At 64.6% G+C, this 20,681-nt stretch carries 7 protein-coding genes; 4 read left to right on the forward strand and 3 right to left on the reverse strand.

The features are described from left to right. The first annotated feature begins 16 nt into the window (after nt 1-16). Both G4L39_RS07940 and lpxB read left to right on the forward strand, forming a co-directional pair. On the forward strand, nt 17-1,057 hold the full coding sequence (locus G4L39_RS07940) for a Gfo/Idh/MocA family protein (protein WP_165107285.1): 1,041 nt from the start codon (nt 17-19) through the stop codon (nt 1,055-1,057). A 15-nt stretch (nt 1,058-1,072) separates the two neighbouring features. Beyond that, nucleotides 1,073-2,356: a lipid-A-disaccharide synthase gene (gene lpxB / locus G4L39_RS07945; RefSeq protein WP_165107287.1), complete on the forward strand. Its 1,284-nt coding sequence runs from the start codon at nt 1,073-1,075 to the stop codon at nt 2,354-2,356. A gap of 65 nt (nt 2,357-2,421) precedes the next feature. Here lpxB and mtnP read toward each other — a convergent pair whose 3' ends face one another. Continuing rightward, a complete protein-coding gene (mtnP, locus tag G4L39_RS07950) occupies nt 2,422-3,294 on the reverse strand; it encodes an S-methyl-5'-thioadenosine phosphorylase (RefSeq protein ID WP_165107289.1) in 873 nt (290 codons plus the stop codon). Nucleotides 3,295-3,484: 190 nt separating this feature from the next. Here mtnP and G4L39_RS07955 point away from each other — a divergent pair, with 190 nt between their 5' ends. Next, nucleotides 3,485-4,018 carry a glutathione peroxidase gene (locus G4L39_RS07955; RefSeq protein WP_425485740.1) on the forward strand — a complete coding sequence of 178 codons (534 nt, stop codon included), beginning with the start codon at nt 3,485-3,487 and terminating at the stop codon, nt 4,016-4,018. Nucleotides 4,019-4,187: 169 nt separating this feature from the next. Here G4L39_RS07955 and G4L39_RS07960 read toward each other — a convergent pair whose 3' ends face one another. After that, entirely contained in the window at nt 4,188-5,045 is an 858-nt protein-coding gene (locus G4L39_RS07960) for a sugar phosphate isomerase/epimerase family protein (RefSeq protein WP_205880867.1), read from the reverse strand. Nucleotides 5,046-5,476: 431 nt separating this feature from the next. Between G4L39_RS07960 and proB the strand changes: the two genes are divergently transcribed. Then, nucleotides 5,477-6,553, forward strand: coding sequence for a glutamate 5-kinase (proB, locus tag G4L39_RS07965; protein ID WP_165107291.1), 1,077 nt, complete (start codon nt 5,477-5,479; stop codon nt 6,551-6,553). Between the two features lie 767 nt (nt 6,554-7,320). Here the strand turns inward: proB and G4L39_RS07970 are convergent. After that, complete coding sequence (locus G4L39_RS07970) at nt 7,321-20,661, reverse strand: CARDB domain-containing protein (protein WP_205880868.1); 13,341 nt, start codon at nt 20,659-20,661, stop codon at nt 7,321-7,323. Between the last annotated feature and the right edge of the window lie 20 nt (nt 20,662-20,681).

Raw genomic sequence — 20,681 nt, forward strand, 5'->3', positions numbered from 1 at the left:
GGTCACACTGCAACCCATGAACCGCAAACTGCGCGTCGGGGTCATCGGAACCGGTGCCCTGGGCCGACACCACGCCCGCATCTACGCCGAACTGGCAGCCGCGGGCGAAATCGAGTTCGTCGGCGTCCACGACATCGCGCCGGCCGTGGCCGCGGAGGTGGCCCGCCAATACGGCGTCCGCGCCTTTGATTCGCTCGCCGATCTGGTCGCCGGATGCGATGCCCTCAGCATCGTCACCCCCACCGTCACCCACTTCGACATCGCACGCACCTGCCTGGAACAGGGCCGCCACGTGCTGGTGGAAAAACCCATGACCGAACGATCCGATCAGGCGGCTGCACTCGTCCAACTGGCCCGCGAACGCGGCTGCATCCTGCAGGTCGGCCATGTCGAGCGCTTCAACCCGGTCTTCCAATACCTTCGCCAGGCCGCACCCCGGCCGCGCTTCATCGAGGTTCACCGGCTCTCACCCTACCCGGCCCGATCCACCGACGTCGGCGTCGTCCTCGACCTCATGATCCATGACCTCGATGTGGTCCTGGCCTTCGTTGCCGCACCCGTGGTCAGCGTGGAAGCCGTTGGCGTCGCCGTCCTGAGCCCGTCGGAGGACATCGCCAATGCCCGGCTCCGTTTCGCCAACGGATGCGTCGCCAACCTGACCGCCAGCCGGGTCAGCCCCGAACGCATGCGCAAAATCCGCGTCTTCAGCGCCGGACCCGACCCCTGCTACATCTCCCTCGATTACCGCGCCCAGAGCGGTTTCATCTACCGGTTGGCCCCCGACGACCAACCCACCAGCCCCACTTGGACCCGCCTGCTGGCCATGGCCGGACGCGAGGCCACCGTCGTCACTTCCTTCGCCGGCCGCAAAATCGTCCGCGAACCCGTACCCCTCCACCCCGACGAACCCCTGAAACTGGAATTGCGCCACTTCGTCCACTGCGCCCGGGCCCGCCAGACACCCATCGTGGACGGCGAAACCGCCCGCGCAGCCCTCGACCTGGCCCTCGAAATCACACGCCAGATCCACGAGCTTGCCAAATCCTCCACCCCCTGACCTACAAACATTGCCATGCGACCCTTCTCCATCATGCTCATAGCCGGCGAGCCCAGCGGCGACCGCCTCGGCGCCGACCTCGTTCGCGCCCTGCGCGGGGCCTTGCTGGAACTCGAACTCGACTCCTCCCCTCACGTCCAACCCCTGCGCACCGCACTGCCGCCCGAGTTCTTCGGCGCCGGGGGACCGGCCATGCGCGAAGCCGGGGTCGAAATCGTCACTGACCTCACCCCATACGCCACCATCGGCCTGTTCGATGCCCTGCGCAGGCTCCCCCTCTACCATCGCGCTTTCACAACCCTTCGCGCCGAAGCCCGGCGCCGGCAGCCCGACCTCGTCATCGGCATCGACTCGGGCGGGTTCAACCTCCGCTTCGCCAAAGCCCTCCGCCAATACCTCCGCAAACGACACGACTGGTTCCATCCATGGCGACCCGTCCTCGTCCAGTACGTCTCGCCCCAGGTCTGGGCCTCCCGCCCCGGACGCGCCCATGAGATGGAGGAAAACCTCGACCTCCTCCTCAGTATCCTGCCGTTCGAACCCGACTGGTTCGCTCGTCACGCACCCCGACTCACCGTCCGCTACGTGGGGCATCCGCTGGTCGACCGCTGGGCCAATCCCGCCCCGGCACCACGCACGGAAACCCGCCAAAACGCGCCGCGCCTTGCACTCCTGCCCGGCAGCCGGCCGGACGAAATCCGCCGTCACGGTCCCCTGCTCGCCGGAGCCTGGTCCCGCCTCAAACAACGCTGGCCCGATGCACAAGCCCGATGCGCCGTGCCCCACCCCGCCCTGGCCGATCTGCTCCGCCAACAAGCTTGGCCCGACGAAATCCCCGTTCAAATTGGTCCGGCCCGACCCGTCCTGGAATGGGCCGACCTCGCCCTGACCAAGTCGGGTACCATCACCCTCGAATGCGCCCTGGCAGACCTCCCCGCCGTGGTCTTTTACAAAACCGCCCCGCCCACCTGGTGGATCGGACGACAAATCGTGCACGTGCGGCATCTCGCCATGCCCAACCTCCTGGCCAACCGAACCGTGTACCCTGAGCTGATCCAGAACGACGCCACACCCGACCGCCTGGCCGCCACCGTGGCAGACCTCTGGGAAAACCGGACACGCCGCTCGGAAATCCGCGCCGCCCTGGCCGAAATCCGAAAACAGCTGGGGCCCCCGGGCGCGAGCCTCCGCGCAGCCCGCCTGCTGGCCCTCTGCCTCAGGAACAAACCCTCGGCACTGCCGATCGAACCGCCCCTCGCCACCGCGGCCACGGCCTCAACGCTCAGGGCCGCGGCTTGAGCCAACCCTCCCCAACCCGCACCAACCGCACCGCCCGCATCCGCACGCCACCAACCCGGCCCGCTTCAACCTTTGCCGAGGAACCGGCCCAGAATCGGCCGGAGCCGCCGCACCGTCGCCGCGGGCCAAAGACTCCGTTCCGTCATGATCGCATGTTCCAGCGCCTGGTGACACGAACAGCCCGGCTCGGTCGGGATTCTCGGTATCACACGCCGAATCAGCATCCGCGCCGTCTCCGCGTTCCGCTTCAGATTGGACACCACCATCTGCACCGTCACATGCTCGTGCGCCTCACTCCACGCATCCAGGTCCGTGACAAACGCCAGGGTCACATACGCAATCTCCGCCTCACGCGCACACCGGGCCTCGCCCAGGTTCGTCATGCCCACCACATCGTAGCCCAGCCGATGATGGGTCAGCGATTCGGCCCGCGTGCTGAAGGCGGGCCCTTCAATGCACACATACGCCCCGCCGTCATGCACCCGCACACCCGCCGCGCGCGCCTCCGCCAGCACGATCCGGCGCAGGTCCTCGCACACCGGATGCGCAAACGCCACATGGGCCACAATCCCCCGCCCAAAAAACGTGTGTTCAGGACCTTTCTTCGTCCGGTCCACAAACTGGTCCACCAACACAAGGTCACACGGCCGGTACCGCCCCTGCAACGAGCCCACCGCGCTCACACTCAAAATCCAGGCCACTCCCAGCTTTTTCAAAGCCCAAATGTTCGCCCGATGATTCAGTTCCCCCGGCAACCATCGGTGACCCCGGCCGTGCCGCGGCAAAAACACCACCGGCCGACCCTCCAGCGTCCCGGTCAACAGCGCATCCGACGGATCGCCAAACGGAGTCCGCACCCGAACCCACCGCCGATCCGTCAAACCCTCCATCTCGTACAAACCCGTGCCGCCAATAATCCCAATCCTCGCCTCGCTCATGGCGTTGTTATGGCGACCCTGCAACGCCGGTGCCAGACTTTTTCCAGGGAAGTGCAAACCGATCTCCCGCACCCGCGGAATGCTGGGACTCCCAACCCTCCCCCACGCACCGGGACCAGTGCCTCATTTGACACCCGGTCCGTGCCCGACCATATTCCCGCCCGTGAAAACGCTGCTCGCTCTGCTACCCATGATGATGCTCGCCACCTTCGGCGCCGGAGCCGGTCAGGGCCAGTCCCCGGACCCTTACAACATCAAACTGGTGGACATAGACGGCAGGGAAACCACCCTGGGCGCCTACCGCGGCAAGGTCCTCCTGATCGTCAACGTGGCTTCCAAATGCGGCTTCACCCCTCAATATGCCGGCCTCGAAGAGCTGTACCGAAAATACAAGGACCGCGGCCTGGTGGTCCTCGGATTCCCCTGCAACCAGTTTGGCAATCAGGAGCCGGGGAGCAACGAGGAGATCAAGGCCTTTTGCACCAGCCGCTACGAGGTCAGCTTCCCCATGTTCGCCAAGATCGAGGTCAACGGGCCGGGACGTCACCCGCTTTACCAGTGGTTGGCCGGGCCCGAGTCGCCCTTCGCAGGCGATATCAAATGGAACTTCACCAAGTTCCTCGTAGGCCGGGACGGCCGGATCCTGCGCAGATTCGAGTCTCGTGTCCGACCCGATTCGCCGGAGCTGGTTCAGGCCGTCGAAGAAGCCCTCGCCGCGAAGTAAACAAGTCCCACTTCGCGCCCGCCACTCCGGCCTCCCTGCAGGTACGTTGAAGCTCCGCCCGCGGCAGCGGTCGTTCAACCGCGCGTTGCCACGCACCCGCTTCGGTACCTCTGCCCGGTCCGAAGTCCGGTGAAACAGCCGGCAACGAAACCGGAACCCCGCCGGAGTCCTAAACCTTCCCCATCTTTTGCAGGGCCTCGTAAGCCCGGCGAATGGCGTTCATGGGGTCCTTGCTGGTCTCGTGTTCCACCACGTACCACTGGGTCCCGCCCCGGGTCTCGCACCACTCGAACACGGCCGGCCAGTTCACCTTGTCCTCCCCAAACACCGCCTCGGGTCCGCCACCGTGCGGCTTGAGATGAATCGTCAGCGCGCGCCCCGGATACCGACGCAGCACCTCCACCGGATCCGCCCCGCCCTCCCGGCAGTTGCTGGTGTCCAGCTGCATCACCACGTCCGGATGCGTGTTCCCGAAAAACAGATCCCAGGCGGTCTCGCCGTCGAACTTCTGAAAGTCGTGTGCATGTGCGTGGTAGCCCACGTACATCCCGTGCGCACGCACCTTGTCCGCCACCTCATTGAACAAGCGCGCCTTCTGCAACCACTCCTCCCGCGATTTCCCCTCCATCCACGGCACAATCAAAAACCGGTTCCCAAGTACCTGATTAAACTCGATCGTGGCCGAAAGTTTGTCCGGCAAAATGCTCTCGTACGGCGTGTGCGTCCCGCACGTCACCAGACCCACATCATCCAGCATCTTCCGCAGCTCCCGCGCCGACCGGTTGTAATAACCGGCCCATTCCACCCCCTTGTACCCGATCCGCGCCACCTGCGCCAACGTCCCCGCCAGATCCTTCGCACACAAATCCCGAACCGAATACAGTTGAACACCCACCGGGATCTTCGGTCGGCCCGCATCCGCCCCCAACAAACGAGCCGACCCCACCGCCGACAGCCCCATCGAACACGCCGCCGTCATTCGCAAAAAGTCCCGACGGTTCACCCGCAGTTCATTGATCGTTTTCATGGACATGCCTCGCTTTCCCTCACTGACTTCGGACCACTGGTTCGTTCAACCTCGACCGGATTCTGACAGTGCAACCGCAACCGGTCAATGCCGGGCACCGCCCCCGAATCCCGGCCTGGCCGAGTAAACATTGCAGTGAGTCTCCCAACCCCGGCTTCCTCATCTCTAATCGCAACCGCGTGCCACCGGCACTCCGGCCAACCAGACCCTTCAAGCCCGGCTTCGAACGCCATCTCCATCTCACGGTTACCCGGAGTCCAACCCGGCCCCGTCCGTTTGACCCGGCTCGCGGCCGCTGCCGCAAACCCCGGGCAGACGCCGGCTCGCGGCTGCACGCGCCAACCACCCCCCATAACAGCCCCACGCCCTTCCCTGCCAGCGCCCCATTTTGATCTTTTGTTCCCACCCGCTTTTGCGTTTTCTGGCAGGCTGTGCAACGAGAACAGCTCAAAAATGTCACGCGTCTGGTGGTCAAACTCGGCACCGGCGTGCTGACCGACAGCCGCCGGCAGCCGGACCCTGCCCAAATGGAGCAGCTCGTCGCCCAGATCGCCGCCCAGCGCAAGGCCGGACGCGAAGTGTTGCTGGTCACCAGCGGCGCCGTGGGTGCCGGCATGGGCGCCCTGGGCTACGATCGCAGACCCACCGAGCTGAGCGAACTCCAGGCCTGCGCCGCCGTCGGCCAGTCCCGCCTCATGGCCATGTACGAACAGCTCTTCGCCGCCCACGGACTGGTGGTGGCGCAGGTGCTGCTCACTCACGAGGACCTCGAACACCACGACCGCCACCTCAACGCGCGCAACACCCTTGTTACCCTCCTCCGACACGGCGTGGTCCCCATCATCAACGAAAACGACGCCGTCTCATTCGCCGAAATCAAGTTCGGCGACAACGACCGCCTCTCCGCGCTGGTCACCGCCCTGCTCCCGGCCGATCTCCTCGTCATTCTCACCACCGTCGACGGCCTCATCGAAAACTTCGGCAAGGCGGACCCCCGCACCATCCCCGTGGTCGAAAAAATCGACGCAGCCCTGGAACGCATCGCACGCGGCACCCAGAGCCCCACTTCCGTCGGTGGCATGACCTCCAAACTCCAGGCCGCCAAAATCGTCATGCGATCGGGCATCCCCATGGTCATCGCCTCCGGCCGAAAAAAACACGTGCTCGAGAGAATCCTCTCGGGCGAACCCGAAGGCACCCTGTTCGTCCCTGCGCCCACCCGACTGCGCGGACGCAAACGTTGGATCGCGTTCTTCCATCATCCCAGGGGAACACTCTACGTGGACGAAGGCGCGCGTACGGCCCTGCGCGAACGCGGCAAAAGCCTTCTCCCTCCCGGCATCGCCCGCTGTGAGGGCGACTTCGAAGCCGGCGACGTCGTCCGCATCTGCGACCTCGATGGCACCGAATTCGCCCGCGGCATCGCCTCCTTCAGCGCCGAACAAATCCGCTACCGCCAACTCCGCGGCGTCGAGGTGGTCCACAGGGACAACCTCGTCATCCTGTGACCAATCACCCGGCGCCCACCCGGCTGCCCGCCCGCCCCCGCCAGTCAACCCCTACGGCTTGCCGGACGCCCCAATCCACTCCTGTGACGCCGGCAGCTACAGCCGGGCCCTGCGCGGCCACAACTGCCCGGGGACCGCCGCCCGGGAACCCGCCCACCTGCAGGAAACCTCTGTCCGCCACGGGGCCGGGGCAATGCCCGCTCCACCAGGCCAGGAGGCATTCCCAAGCCCGGTCCGACCCTGCGATGAGGCCTCGTGAAGTTTTCGTGCCGACTGAACCGCCAGAGCGAGGACCACTACATCGCTCCGGGTCTTCCTCAAGTTCACGGTGACGACAACGGAGCTACATGTGCCTGAAGAGCTGGATGAATCCGTGGTCCTGAACACCGCCCATGGCCCACCCGGCACGAGTCATCGCCATACCCGGCCTGCATTCGCCCGCGCCGTCCCGAAAATCTCGCGCAGGCAAAGGTCCCACTGCCACGCCGCAAACTGATCATCCGGGAGATTCCCCGGACTTCCGCAAGCCGGTCGTCCCGGACGAGTGATTGCCCACGCGACCATACAGGCTGCAGGTCCTCGGGTCCAAGACGCGCACCCGAGGAGATTCAAAAGCCCATCCGCCCATGTTCACACCCACGTGCAGCGCCGACTCTCGTCGAACAGCGCCCTTTCAAACTCGCCCCGAAATCTCGACAACGGGTTCGGGGGGAAGCCCCCAACCCTACCCGCCTCCAGCCGGCCTCGCGGACCGTGGCGAGGTTCTTTTACGGTCGCAACAATCGGAAAAACATCGCCTGCTGCTGAACGGGCACCACCACCCGATAACGGTCTCCCACAAGCTGCGGTTGTACCGGACTCCGCGTCCACACCGCCCCCGCACCCAGAACGGGACTCTGCCAGAGCTCGCAACCCTCACAGGGCGCCAGCCATTCGAGGATCACCTGGTCTCCCACCCGTTGCGCCGTGAGCAACGGCAATGCCTCGCCCGTGCGCACACGATAGAAGGCGGCCGGAGCGCTCAAAGGTTGCCGACCCAGCTCGGTCCGCAATGTGCCGGGTGTCACCGACCGGATGGGCCGCCACTGGCCGCCGATGAGACGGTCGTTTTGTTCGATCGTATACAAGGTGCCCGGCAACGCATACAGGACGAGCAAACCCTGCCCGGTACCGGCCGGTTGCAGGTCGAGGATCGGTTCGGGCCCGACGATGAAGACCCGGCCCACACCGGCGCGACCGTTGGCCGATGGAGCGCCCACGCGCTGCCCCACCAGTTCCGTGCCGGTCACAAGTACCACGGCCGAGTGCGGCTCGCTCGTGCCGTCAAAGGCCAACTCCGCCAACACCACCGTGCCCTGCAACGACTGTCCGGTCCTCGGCTCGATCTCCATCCGATAGCGGTTGTCACCCAGCGGCACCAGGGTCGCGCCGCCGACCTGCGGGGCAAGATTGGTCAGCCGGAGGTTGGTGATCCGGGCGGGAGCCACCTCCAGCGTCCCGATCAACCGTGACAGCGGCGTGCCCGACTGCAGCGTCAGCGGCAACGCGCCACCTGCGTTGGTCAGAACGGCGGTCTCGCCCACATGCAGGAGGAAGTCGGCCCGCGTGTCCACCACGGTGACCACAAAACTCTGCGTGGCGCTCAGCGCCGGTGTCCCGCTGTCGGTCACGATGATCTGAATCGAGTAATTCGTGCCGCCCTGGAATTCGGTCGGCCGCCAACGGAACACGCCGTTGGTCGGGTCAATGGAGGCACCCGCAGGTGCGCCCGGGCCGAGGGCGAATCGCAACTGCTGCGGTGGCAGGTCGGCGTCCGTGGCCCTCACGACAAAGCTCAGCAACGCACCTTCGGCCACCACCGCGTTGGTGATCGGCTCCAGCTCGGGCGGCGTGTTGGACTCGAGCACGATAACCGCAAACGTCTGCGTGGCCGAGAGCGACGGCGTGCCGCTGTCCGTGGCAATCACGATGAACCGGTTGGTGCTGGGACCCTGCGGTTCCGCAGTGATCCAGGTCAACCGGCCGGTGTTGGGGTCAAGGACCGCCCCGGCGGGCGCGCCGGCACCCAGCCGATAGGTCACGGAATCGCCGTCCGGATCCGTTGCGTTCAGGGTGAGAACAAGCGTTTCTCCCTCCCACAGCGTCACATCGCTTTGCGCGGCAAACACCGGCGCCCGGTTCTCGAGGGCAACCACCGTTTCAGCGTCGGGCGCAGCAGGTGCAGGCTCACGGTTGCCGGCCCGATCCACGGCCACACTGTAAAACGCATAGCGTTTGCCCACGCTGCCCTGGAAGAGGCTGCTGGTGGCGGTAGTGCCGGTCAACCACCGCTGGAAGGGCCCGCCGTCCTCGCTGTAATAAATGTCGTACCCCACGATGCCGGAACCGCCCGTGTTGTCCTGACCGGACCATCGCACCAGGAAGGCCGACCGACTCTGGGCCGGCAGAGGTTCCACGGCGCTGGTGGGCGGTTCGTCATCCGGCGCGGGCAACGGCTCGTAGACGAGTGTGTACTGGCCGGGGCTGTCATGGTCCAACAGGTGCAGGATGTTTTCCCGTTTGGGTCGCTTGCCCATGCCGAGGAACGTCCGGTCGGTGACCCAGACGTTCGGGAACTTGTTGGTGGCCGGCAGGACTATGCCATCCGACCGCACGGCGGCCACCAACTGGTACCGACCGTCGGCCGGATCCGGCACGCGCAGGTAAGCCCAGCCGGGCGGCAGGGCCGCCTGCAGGGTGACCGCAAGATTACCCGGACCCACCGTGCCCGTCACGGTGGCGTTGGTAACCACGGACACCGCATTGGAGGAACCATCACTCAACCACAACGTGTCCGGCAGGTCATGGACATCCGGAACGTCGTTGACCAGGAAATCAGGCTGACCATCTTCAAACGGCCCGCCGGCCTGAACCATCCGAATCATCTCATGGATGCGGACCTCGTCGATCAACGACAGACGCGGGTTCCCCTGGCCGTCCAGGTGCTCGAAGGTGGCGCTGTAGTTGATGAACAGGCCCTGGAGCGTGGAGGTCATGAGCCACCGGGCAATCTTGCGACCGCCGGGCGGAATGTCGCCGAAGTTGGCCGTGAGCGTCGGCGTCATGTTCTGCCCGGCCACCTCGGTGGCGATGATCTTGAAGTCAATCAACAGCCCCTTCTCGTTCTCGACGATCTCCGGCTGCGCGGAGGTAATGCGGAAGTTGCGGGCCGTCCCGGCGCCCCAGTTGTGGACCATGACGGCCAGGCTGAAAGGTATGCTGGGCTCGACCACGTCCGTGAACGGATCGTCCGCATAAACATCTCGCTGGTGGAAGTAGTCGAGGGTGAGTCGCGCCGTGGGATTGACCGTGATGGGTACGGGCGTCAGCGGCACATTGACCTGCGCACCGTTGAATTCATAACGGAACTCACCGGTCACGTAGTACACCGTGGGTTCCGTGGGTGCGGCATCCACCGTGGGCACAATCACCCAACGGGCGGTGCCCTTGCTGCCACCGCGTACCCGGCCGGTCCCGTCCACGTCGGTTAAACCGGTCAGTTCGGGGGGGCGAATTCCGAAAAGATCGGTCGCATCCCGCCCCTGGGCATCGGTCAGCCGGACCACGACGCGGATCTTGTCCACGGCAAAGCCGGTGGCGTTGTCGATCTCCAGGGTGGCCCGGAAAGCTTCTCGACTCAGCACGGCCGACTGGTCGAGTTTGATTTTGACCCGGGCGCAAACGCCACCCGACTCACCCTCCTGCAAGCGCTGACGCACCGTCTCCACCAGGGCGTCCATGGGATCGGCAAATCCGCGATTGACCGCCTCCTCCTGATAGGCGCCCACGATTTGCACCCGCCCGTACAACACCTCGGCGTCGATGAAATCGAGGTTCGCCCCTGCCGGCGCATCCGCGGGACGCCAGATCCCCTGCGACCAGTTGTCCACACTCCGATTCCAACGGTCAAGCACGCGCTCGATTTCTTGTACCGGAACACCCGGCGGCAACACCCCGCTCAGTAAATCGCCCCGCTCGGCCGAACTGATCCGGCGCCCTTCCTCGGAGTCCTCCACCACGGCAGCCTTGAAGCGTGACCACCACTCTCCCAGCCGCTCATCGGTCTGATCGTTGATCCAGACATCCGGAGTTGTCCCGATGATTTCCCCGAACAAGCGCAGGCCCTCTTGGATGCCCCGGAGGAAGTAAGTGGCTTGATCCTGAGGTCCACCCGCTGCAGCCAGCGAGGGAGGAAGCCCAGAGCTACTCATGGCACAGCGCGCCAGGGAGTAAATGCAGGCCGCAATCGAGACGCCCGGAACGGGAACAAGGCATCCGACCACCCCAACCCCACAATCCAGAGCAGCCCACGCCGTGTCACCCGGCGTGTAGGCGTTGCCAAAACCCACAGTGCAGTTGAACCCGGCGAAAAAGCACCCCACCGGACCGGGCACACATCCCGCGATGGCAAGTACCCAGCAAAGGGCATCGCATGGAGCCTTCACATTCACGGCAAGAGCATCGTAGCTGATCCTCCCACTGCCGCCGCCACCGCCGCCGCCACCGCCGCCGCCCCCGCCGCCGCCGCCCCAACCGGCCCAACCACCGCCCGTGCCGCCACCGCCGCCACCTCCACCCCCACCACAATCGCCCTGCACGCCGCTGACACCCACCGGGGCCCTGGCAGGCACCTTGAACGGACCACACTCGTACTCGTACGTGATCTCGCCGTTCATCCCGCAAGGCACACCCGCCGCCGCCCGGATCCGTCCGGGAGCGGGGTTGGCGAAATCGCCGATGCGCCGGAGCGTCACAGGAATGGTCAAAGAGGACCTGGCGGGCAACCGCCCCAACTCACGGATCAGCGGTTCGATCGAATAGAACGGATGATCGCTGAAAGACAACTTCACGTCATCCGCAGCAATGAGTCCGTGATTTCGGATGGTCAAATTCACCTGCTTGGTCTGACCGACGACCCGCAGGTCGCTCACGTCGAGGACCGCCGGTTCCACCGTCACCACGGGTTTGGGCACGACCGTCTCGAATTCGGTCTCGATGCTGATGCGGTAGTGGTCTTCGATCTCAATGCGTTCCACGGTCCAGGTGTACCGAACCGCCTGATAGGAAAGGAACGCGGTCACCTCATTGGTGATGCCAGGTTCGACAAAGAGGGTGCTCCGATGCGGGTTGTGCTGGTCCGCCTCCACCTCAAGATCATAGTAACCCTCCATCAGACCCGGCACAAAGAAGTACCCCCGAACATCCGTGACACCGTTGGTCACCAGCGCCCGGCTCACCGCATCGTACACACGAACACTCGCATTGGTGACGGGCGGCGCACCCTGAGCATAGTAGGTAAACTCGTCCGCCGCGCGGATGAGGAGGTCGCCCCGGGCCTCCGACAAGGCCCGAAAGGCAAAGGGTACACTGATCCCATGGCCGGTCCCGTTAATGGCCAAAGTGCCCTGATGCACGGTCAACTCGATACCCTCCGGCGGACTGAGCTGGAGAGTGACCACATTCGTCCCGCCGGGCGCCAATGAAGGCATGGGATTGGGCGAGAGCACGCGCATCCACGGCACCGGCGGCAACGAAACCGTGAGCGGTCCGGTCTCAAGACCGCCCTGGTTCACGATTTCGAAGCTCACCGTCCGGACCGCCCCGCGTTTCATGCCGCCCTCAAGCCGCCCCGGATAAGCCACCAGCCGCGGAACCAGCGGGTCCACATCCACCCGGAGCGGCAGCTCGAACGTCATGCCCTCGGCGCTGGTGATGCGGATTTGTACGTAACCCCAGGTGTAACTGGCGTCGCGCGCCGAAACACCGTAGCCCAGGGCCACGGTCCCATCAGCGGCCAGATGATTTGTCTGCAGGGTCAGTGTGACGTCTACATTCGGCGGCTGACTCACAATCGCCGCTGCAAGGCCGGTCAGGGGTACACCGCTCACATTCCGCAGGATCACGACCCCGCCACCGCTGGCGCCCTCGCTCAGCCGGATGGAAGGTCGTTCAGGCTCGGCCTTCAGGCCCAGGAGGTAAAAGCTGTCCTGCGCCGGAGGCACCGGTTCGCCCGGGTGCCCGGCCGCGATTTCATAATAGCCGGCCTCGCCCGGCAAAGGTTGCCAGGTGGTGCTGAACCGGCCGAGCCCATCCGTCAGAGCGGCAATCGTACGAACCGTGTCACGGACCTTGATATGAATGCTGACCAGCACATAAGCCGCCGGCTGACCGTCAGGTCGCCGGGCCTGGCCTGTCAACGGCACCGCAGTACCCGCAGGCGCAACCTCCAGCGGGGTTGACACCGTGGCATTGTAGGCCGGACGGACCTGAATGGGGATGGCCGAGACGGTCAGGTTGTTGTCCTCGATCACCTCAGCCACGCCATCCTGCGCATCCGCCACCACGAGGACCCAGTACGCGCCGGCGGTCTGCGGCATGCGAATGGGCAGGGTCTGCGTAAAGCCGGATCCGGCCGGCAGGGCGCCGTTGAATGTATACTGCGACACCAGGACGTCGTCCCCTGGGACCGGATCCGAGGACAGGTACACGCGCTGGACAATGGAGTTGGACGGTGCAGCCACATTGCCCTGATTCCGCAGGGTGTAGGTGATGTCCACATACGATTCGGACTCCGCCACCGGCGGCACCTGGACATCGGCAACCACCAGGTCCGGCAGGTTCACATCGGAGACAATCAGACTGACGGAACCTTGCGTGAACCCGGGCGCTGCAGCAGTGAGGGTCACGGTCTGGTTCCCGTCGGTAACACCGTCTTCGATGCTGTGCACGGGAACGGTCACCCGGGCCACGCCGGCCGGCATGAGAACCTCCGCCGGGACCACGGCTTCATTGGTACGGCTGGAGCTGAGCGTCACAACGAGGTTGGTGTCGGTGCCGGCATTCCGCCAAATGGTCAGTGTGGCCGCGTTGGTCCGGCCCTCGGCCACCAGGACCCGATCCAGTTCAAGCCGGAGCGTGGGACCGTCATCATCGGTGACCGTCACCACCGCAGGCACACCTTCGGCCAGTCGGATCCGGCCGCCCGTGGCCAGGACCCAATGACGGAGGGTCACGTCCCGGTTGCCATCCACAAGGTCATTGTCGCGAACGGCGATCCAGAAAGTGACGTTGGTCTCCCCGGCCGGGATGGTGACCCGGGCGGGCACGGTCAGGAGGTCCGGATCACTCGACTCCAGCTCAATGTCCACTGCCCGTGGTGACAACGGCATGCGGATCAGACGCGCCCGGGCAGCCTGGGGCCCGGCACTTTCCCGCACCGGGTTCGGCGTCACCTCCAGCGTCACCAGTGGCCAGTCGTCGTCCAGCACACTCACCTCGGCGGTGGCACCGAAGTAATTCGGAGCGGAAGCACTGACCACCACGGTCATGGGCGGCTCCAGCGCGGTGTCGTCCACTCCCGTCACTTCAAAGGACACGCTGCGTTGCCCGTCGGGAATCGTAACCGTGGCCGGGACGGCCAGCTGCGCCGGGCTCGAACTGGCCAGGCTGACCGTTACAGGACCGTTAACCACGTCTCGGGACAGCACACCCTGCAAAACCGCCCCCTCCCAGACATGGTTGGTGGCAAAACTCAAGAACAACCGCGGCCGGTCAATGTCCAACACCGTCAACTGGGCTTGGGCAGGCTCGTAACCCGGCGCCGAAACCCCGAGGGTTACCGTTTGCGGCCCATCCACCACCCCGTCCACCAGGGCTACAACGCTGAAGGTCGTCGAAGCCTGCCCGGCCGGGATGGTCACCTGCGCCGGTGCATTGACCTCCCTCGGGTTGCCGTTTTGGATGGTCACCACCAACGGTGTACCGCGCCCGCCGTTGCGGGTCACCGTGGCAATGACCGGCTGGGAGGCCCCTTCACTGATCTGATTCGCACTGAGGCGAAGCGTCAGCGCGGCCGGAACGGTCATTGGCTCCAAAGCCACCCCCACGTTGTTGGTCTCGGCCGCCTCGAGAATCTGCTCGCGACTGTCCACCCAGACCAGCAGCCACAGCGGTCCGACCGCCACTTCGGCCGGCAAAGCGACATTCTGGGTCCGGACCAGACCGGCACCAGGGGCCAAGGTGTTCGTGTACACCCACGTGCCCAGTTCAACAGCCCCGCCACCCAATGCATTGGTCGCCACGTACACCGTCTCCGACCAGGCAGGTCCGGCAGGTGCGGTCCCCGCGTTGGTCACGCTGTACACCAACTGGATCGTCTGCCCCGGTAGCGCCTGTGCCGGCCCCTGCACCTCCGTCACCACCAGATCCGGCAACGGCGGCAGCGAAACCTGCACCACCCTGGACGCCAGATTGTTGATCTCGCTGGCCTCCGGCACCGCGTTGTCCCAATCCGCCCGCACCACCAGGTGATAGGTGCCCGGCACCGTCGTCGCCGTCAGCGGAACCACCACCTCAACCGTGTTGGTATAGGCGGCACCGGCCGGCAGCGGCACAACCGGAGCGGGGACCGTCCTCAACAACATGCCGGGCGCATTACTGGCCGACGACAGGTCCACCCGATCGGTCCAGGCCACCCGGGCGGGCGCGCCGCCGGCATTCGTCACCACATACATGACCGGGAAGGCCTGACCCAACACAACCGCGGCAGGCGCGTCCACGTGCAGGATCCGCAGATCGGTGGCGACCACATTCAGTGCGTTGGATGCGAACGCGGTGTTGTTGGTCTCATTCGCCTCGTAAACGACATTCCCGCTGTCCAGCTGGATTCCAAACCAGCGCGGACCGGTCCCAACACTGGGCACGATCACCTGTTGCGTCACGGTAAGGAACGTCCCGGCCGCCAGACCTGTTGGACCGGGATCAAACCGGACCACTCCCAACGAGGCTGCCCCTGATCCATCCGGATTCGGCGAGACAAGGACCATGTTGAACCACGGACCCCGGGCAGTGCCTGGTCCGAGGTTGGTCACGTTGTACACCATCTCGATCATGGTCCCAGCCTGTGCGCTGGCCGGCACCCGCACCTCGCCCGGTACCAGGTCGGGCGGACTCAGGGTGTCAAAGGTCCGATCCCCGGACACCGTACTATTGCCAGCGGCGTCGGTTACCATGACGAGGAAATGATACGTGGTGGCCGGCGAGAGACCGGTCAGGACGACCGAGTGATTGGTCCGCAACTGCGTCACCACGTTCGTGAAGCCATAGGCGGTGTTGGTCCCGTACACCACCCGGGCGGTCGTGGGCTCGTTGTTCGTCCAGCTCAAGGTGGCCGACACCACGCCCGCGGAAACCGTGATCGGACCGAGTACGGGCGGAGTTGCATCCACCTTTTCATAAACCGCCGTGAACACGATGTTCGTCGGATCCGTGGTGGTGAACGTTTTTTGGAAGGTGGCGTTGGTGCCGAAGGGCTGCCCGTTCATCAGGAAACGCCGGAACACGTAGTAATCGGGCGGTTCATTGGTAACCGTCAACGGCGCGCTGAAGGTGCCGGTCTGACCATTCGTGTAGGTGCCGGCTCCGGTGACGACCGCAAGGCCCTCGGGTGACGTCGCGGTGGTCACGACATGCACCAGGTGCGCCTCGGCATAGTGCGCCGTGAACAAGCGGTTGCTGTACAACACCACGCTGAGCACCGGGTTGGTGGACACCGTAACACCGTTTTCACTCCAATGACTGAACCGATAACCGTAGGCCGGCACCGCGGTGAGTGTGTTGGTGGAGCCCCACGGGTAAGTGCCCGTGCCCTGTACGGTGCCGCCATCGGGAGGCAGATTCGTGGCCCCCAGGGTGAACCGCGGCAGACCAAACACGGCCGTCAACGTGATATTGGTGTTCAAATTGAATGAATACTCGGGGCTCGTGCTGCGGACCACCCCACCCTCGGCCCAATGCAGGAACACATAGGGTACCTGGTTGGTGACCGGCATGGCACGTACGGTCACCAGGCTGCCGGCAGGATAACTCCCGGCCCCACTGACCGTACCGGCACCCACCGGGCTTACGTTCAACGTCAATGTGTACATCCGGGTGATGACAAAGCCGGTTTGTGCCACGTTATTAGCCTCGGCCGATTCATGACTGACCCCGTCGTGCTCGAACAAATCCTGGTTGGCGTCGGTGAATACTTCCACCAGGTAGTTACCCGGTTCGGTAACCACAAACGCGATCTGGCGCGAAACACCCTCCCCGGGCGGGATGTTGGTTGTCACCTCCCGGGTGTCCTCAAATGCGGTGGTTCCCAGCGGCACGTTCCGCACGCGAACACGCTCGCGGAAGCCGGCCGGCGCCGTTGCACGACCGCTATTGACCGTGATCCACGAAAGCGTGCGCGTCCCGTCCGGACCGGGATCGCTCAGCCGCAGATTCTCAATTCGCAAATCCGGATAATCGGCCAGGGCGATCTCGAACGGTTGCTCCGTGGCGGTCTCATTGTCCCCTTCCAACAGGAATTCGTTGACCGTGTCCGTGGCGTCCACCTTCACCACCAGGTAGTACGACCCATGAACGCCGTCCGGCAGGTTCACGGTGTGAGTGGCCGTGTACCCTTGACCGGGTTGCAGCGGGCCGGTCCGCGGGATCAGCGCCAAGGTGAGGTCACCCTCATCCAGCCTGGCATCGGCGGAAAGCACCACGCGATCGTACCAGGTAACGGCCGGAGCGGCCAGGGACCCGACATTCGTAACGGCAAAGGTGAATGTGAAGGGATCACCGCTGCGCAGACCGGTTGTTACGGGTACTTCCAGCCGGGTTACCTGAAGATTCGGATAAACCACTTCCGCCGTGGGCATTACCGTGACGTCCAGCAAATACTCGCTCATCAGGCCGGCCGAGCCGACCTGCGCCCGCATCAGGGCGTAATAGCGACCGGTTTGTTCAATGCGGACCTCCGCCACGCCGTCGCCGGGCCGGCCTCCGGACGCCTCCGGCAAATACGAACCATCCGCCTTGTAAACACTGACCACGGGCAACAACGGACTGGTGACCGGCTGACGCGTCTGCACAAACACGGTTTGACCAGCCTCAATGATGCCCAAATCAAAATAGTCCAGGTCGGCATCCGTCTGGGCATAACCCGCAACGCGCGCCGACCGGATGGTGCCGTTGGTGCTGTAGCTGAGTCCGGTCGCGGTGGCGATCGTCCCGTTGGGTTCAACCTCAACCGGCAATCCGGCTCGATACAACGAAATGCGGATGCGGTATTCACCGTAGTAGCCCCAATTCGGACTCACCCGAAGGGCGTACCGTCCGCCGTTGGTCAAGACCAACGGCGGTGTTTGCAGCAAACCGTTGTTACTGGCGGACCAGGCACCCAACTGCGATCCGTCGGGTCGGTACAAGGTGTAATAGAGTCCGCTGCCGGACGGGTTGCCGGGAACCTGAGCCGCAACGACCAGCACATCGCCCGCAAGGGCGTCGAATTGCCAGAAGTCCACATCGCCACTGTTGAGCAGAAAGCCGCGCCCGCCGCCGCTATACAGGTCCGGCAGCGCGTTGGTGAGCGCGATGGGCGTGGCAACACCGCGGTCCTGATTGGGTTCCACTTCCGTGGTGAATCCCATGACCTGAGCCACGTTAAACCTGCGGACCCAGGGCGCCGGCAGCGCCCACCCCGCTCGGTCCCGAATCCCTGTGGTCACCGTGAACCGGTACCGGTCCGGTCCCAACGGACCGTTGATCACCTGATACTGGATGGTGGTGCCGCTGGCATACGTGCCGGCTGGACGCACCGTAAACAGCCGGTCGTCGTCGGTGTCCCACTGACCGTCGGGACCGGCCCCCCGCAGTTCGTAATGGTTCGCATCATTGACCGTCGCGGGGTCCAGATCCTCGGAGAACGTCAGACTGAACCTGTCAAACAGGCTCAGAATGGTCGTACCCTCGGCCGGAAGGGTGTCGGCCACCAGTTCGGGCGGTGTCCCATCGGAAAGCTCCAGCCTCAGCAAGTACTGCGTTTCCAAGCCGGGGCCTGAAGCGTCGGCCGGACCCAGCGCGATCCAACTGACGCCGTTCCGCAAAACTCCGTTCCGCCCCAACGCCGTGCTGTCGGCTGCCTGGGTTCCCTGCCCTTCGTTGAACCGCCAATACCCAACCAACCCGGGTTCCGATCCTGTCAGTGGTCCCGCAGGTCTCGCCTGAATCTCCTCACCCGTCAAAGGCCGTTCCCAAATTGCCACCTCGTCAATGGTGCCCGGGAAATAATCGCCGCAGCAAACGTCACCACCAATCCTTGTGCCGGCAGCGGTCGCCACATAGTTGGAATCCACCGGTGCCACCGCAACGAACTGACCGTTGATGTACAACCGCGCGGCCAGTCCGTCGCTCGTGGCCAGGACATGATACCACGTCCCGGGCACGGCTTGATCATTTGCGGTCACCACCTGCGAGCAACCTCCGGGCGGCCTCACCACCATGCCCAACCGACCATCCTGCATGACCAAACCCCAATCGCGGCATTCGGCCAACCCGCCCACAATGGCGCGACGACCGCCGGGGAGACTGGCGGGCCGCACCCAGGCTTCCACGGTCCATTGCGTGCCCGGCGACCAGGCTCCGAGGTCTACATAATCGTTGCTCCCATCAAACAAGAGCGCGCTCTCGGTACCGGAGCGATAACCGGCAGGGCCGGCCTGGATCCGCGCGTAGTAACTGCCGCCCTGCCCCGGCGGGATGAGATACTGCACGTTGGTCACGCCGGGCAGGCCGTTGATCACCACATTGCCGGCACTATCGAGGATGTCGAGCACACCGGCCAACCCACTGCGCACCGGCTTTGTGTAACCCACCCGGATGACAGTGCCCGCTGACTGGTTACCCAGTGCAAACACGTCGCCCGGGTCACCGGCGCGGAGGTAACCGGCAATCAGCGCCCACTGGTTGGTCCCCTGCCGCGTAAAGACCGGCACGTTGGCCCGGCCCACCGTGTTGTTGTCCTCAGCCTCCAACTGCCACGGCGGCGACGCCACCAGCACCCGCAACCGATACTCCCCCCAATAGTCGTAATTGTAACTCACCCGCACCCGATACACCCCACTCACCGGCAACTCCACCGGCCCCGATTGACCCGTCCCGTTGCCCTGCGCGTAAAAGTCCGTCAACACCCTCCCGTCCGGCCCCTCCAACCGATAATACAACCCACTGCTGCCCGGATTGCCCGGCACCTCCACCGCCACCATCACCCGATCCCCAGCACGCCCACCGAAGCTCCAGTAGTCCACATCACCCCTGCCCGACAGATTGCCCCGCCCATACCCGTGCCGCACCCCACTGCCCACAGGATCCTCCACCAAACCCCCCACCCCAACCGCCCTCAACACCGTCACACTGTTGCCAGAGTAGTTCGCACTGGCCAAATCCAACCAACCATCCCCATCCCAGTCCCCCACCACCACACCAATCGGATTGCCATCCACACTGTACCTCACCGGCCCCTCAAACACCCCAGCCCCACCGTTCAACAGCACCACCACCCGACTGCTCCCATAACTCCCAATCACCACGTCCAACCACCCGTCCCCGTTCAAATCCCCCAATGCCAACCAATACGGATCCGACGTCCCAGCCCCATAACTCACCACCGGCCGCAGCGTCCCATCCCCATTACCCAACAACACCCCCAGCGTGTTGTCCCCACTGTTCACCACCACCACATCCATCAACCCATCCCCATTCACATCCCCCACCGCCACACCCCGAGGACGATTCAACCCACCATACCTCACCCCACCCTCAAACCCACCATCCCCACGCCCCAACCACACACCCACATCCCCACTGCCATAATTGGCCACCACCAGGTCCAACCTCCCATCCCCATTCAAATCCCCAACCGCCAACCCCACAGGACCACTCCCCGCCGCCCAGTTCGTCACCCCACCAAATCCCCCACCCCCAACCCCCAACCTCACACTCACATCCCCACTCCCATTATTCGCCGTCGCCACATCCAACCACCCGTCCCCATTGAAATCCCCCAACACCAACCCATTCGGATTCCTCCCCACCGACCAGTTCGTCACACTCCCAAATCCCCCATCCCCACGCCCCAGCAACACACTCACATCGTGGCTGTACGCATTGGCCACCACCAAATCCATCACCCCGTCCCCGTTCACATCCCCAGCCGCCAACGCCACCGGCCCGTCCCCAGCCCCAACATTCGTCGCCACCCCAAACGTCCCATCCCCAC

It is taken from the genome of Limisphaera ngatamarikiensis (genome assembly GCF_011044775.1).
GTDB classification, from domain to species: domain Bacteria; phylum Verrucomicrobiota; class Verrucomicrobiia; order Limisphaerales; family Limisphaeraceae; genus Limisphaera; species Limisphaera ngatamarikiensis.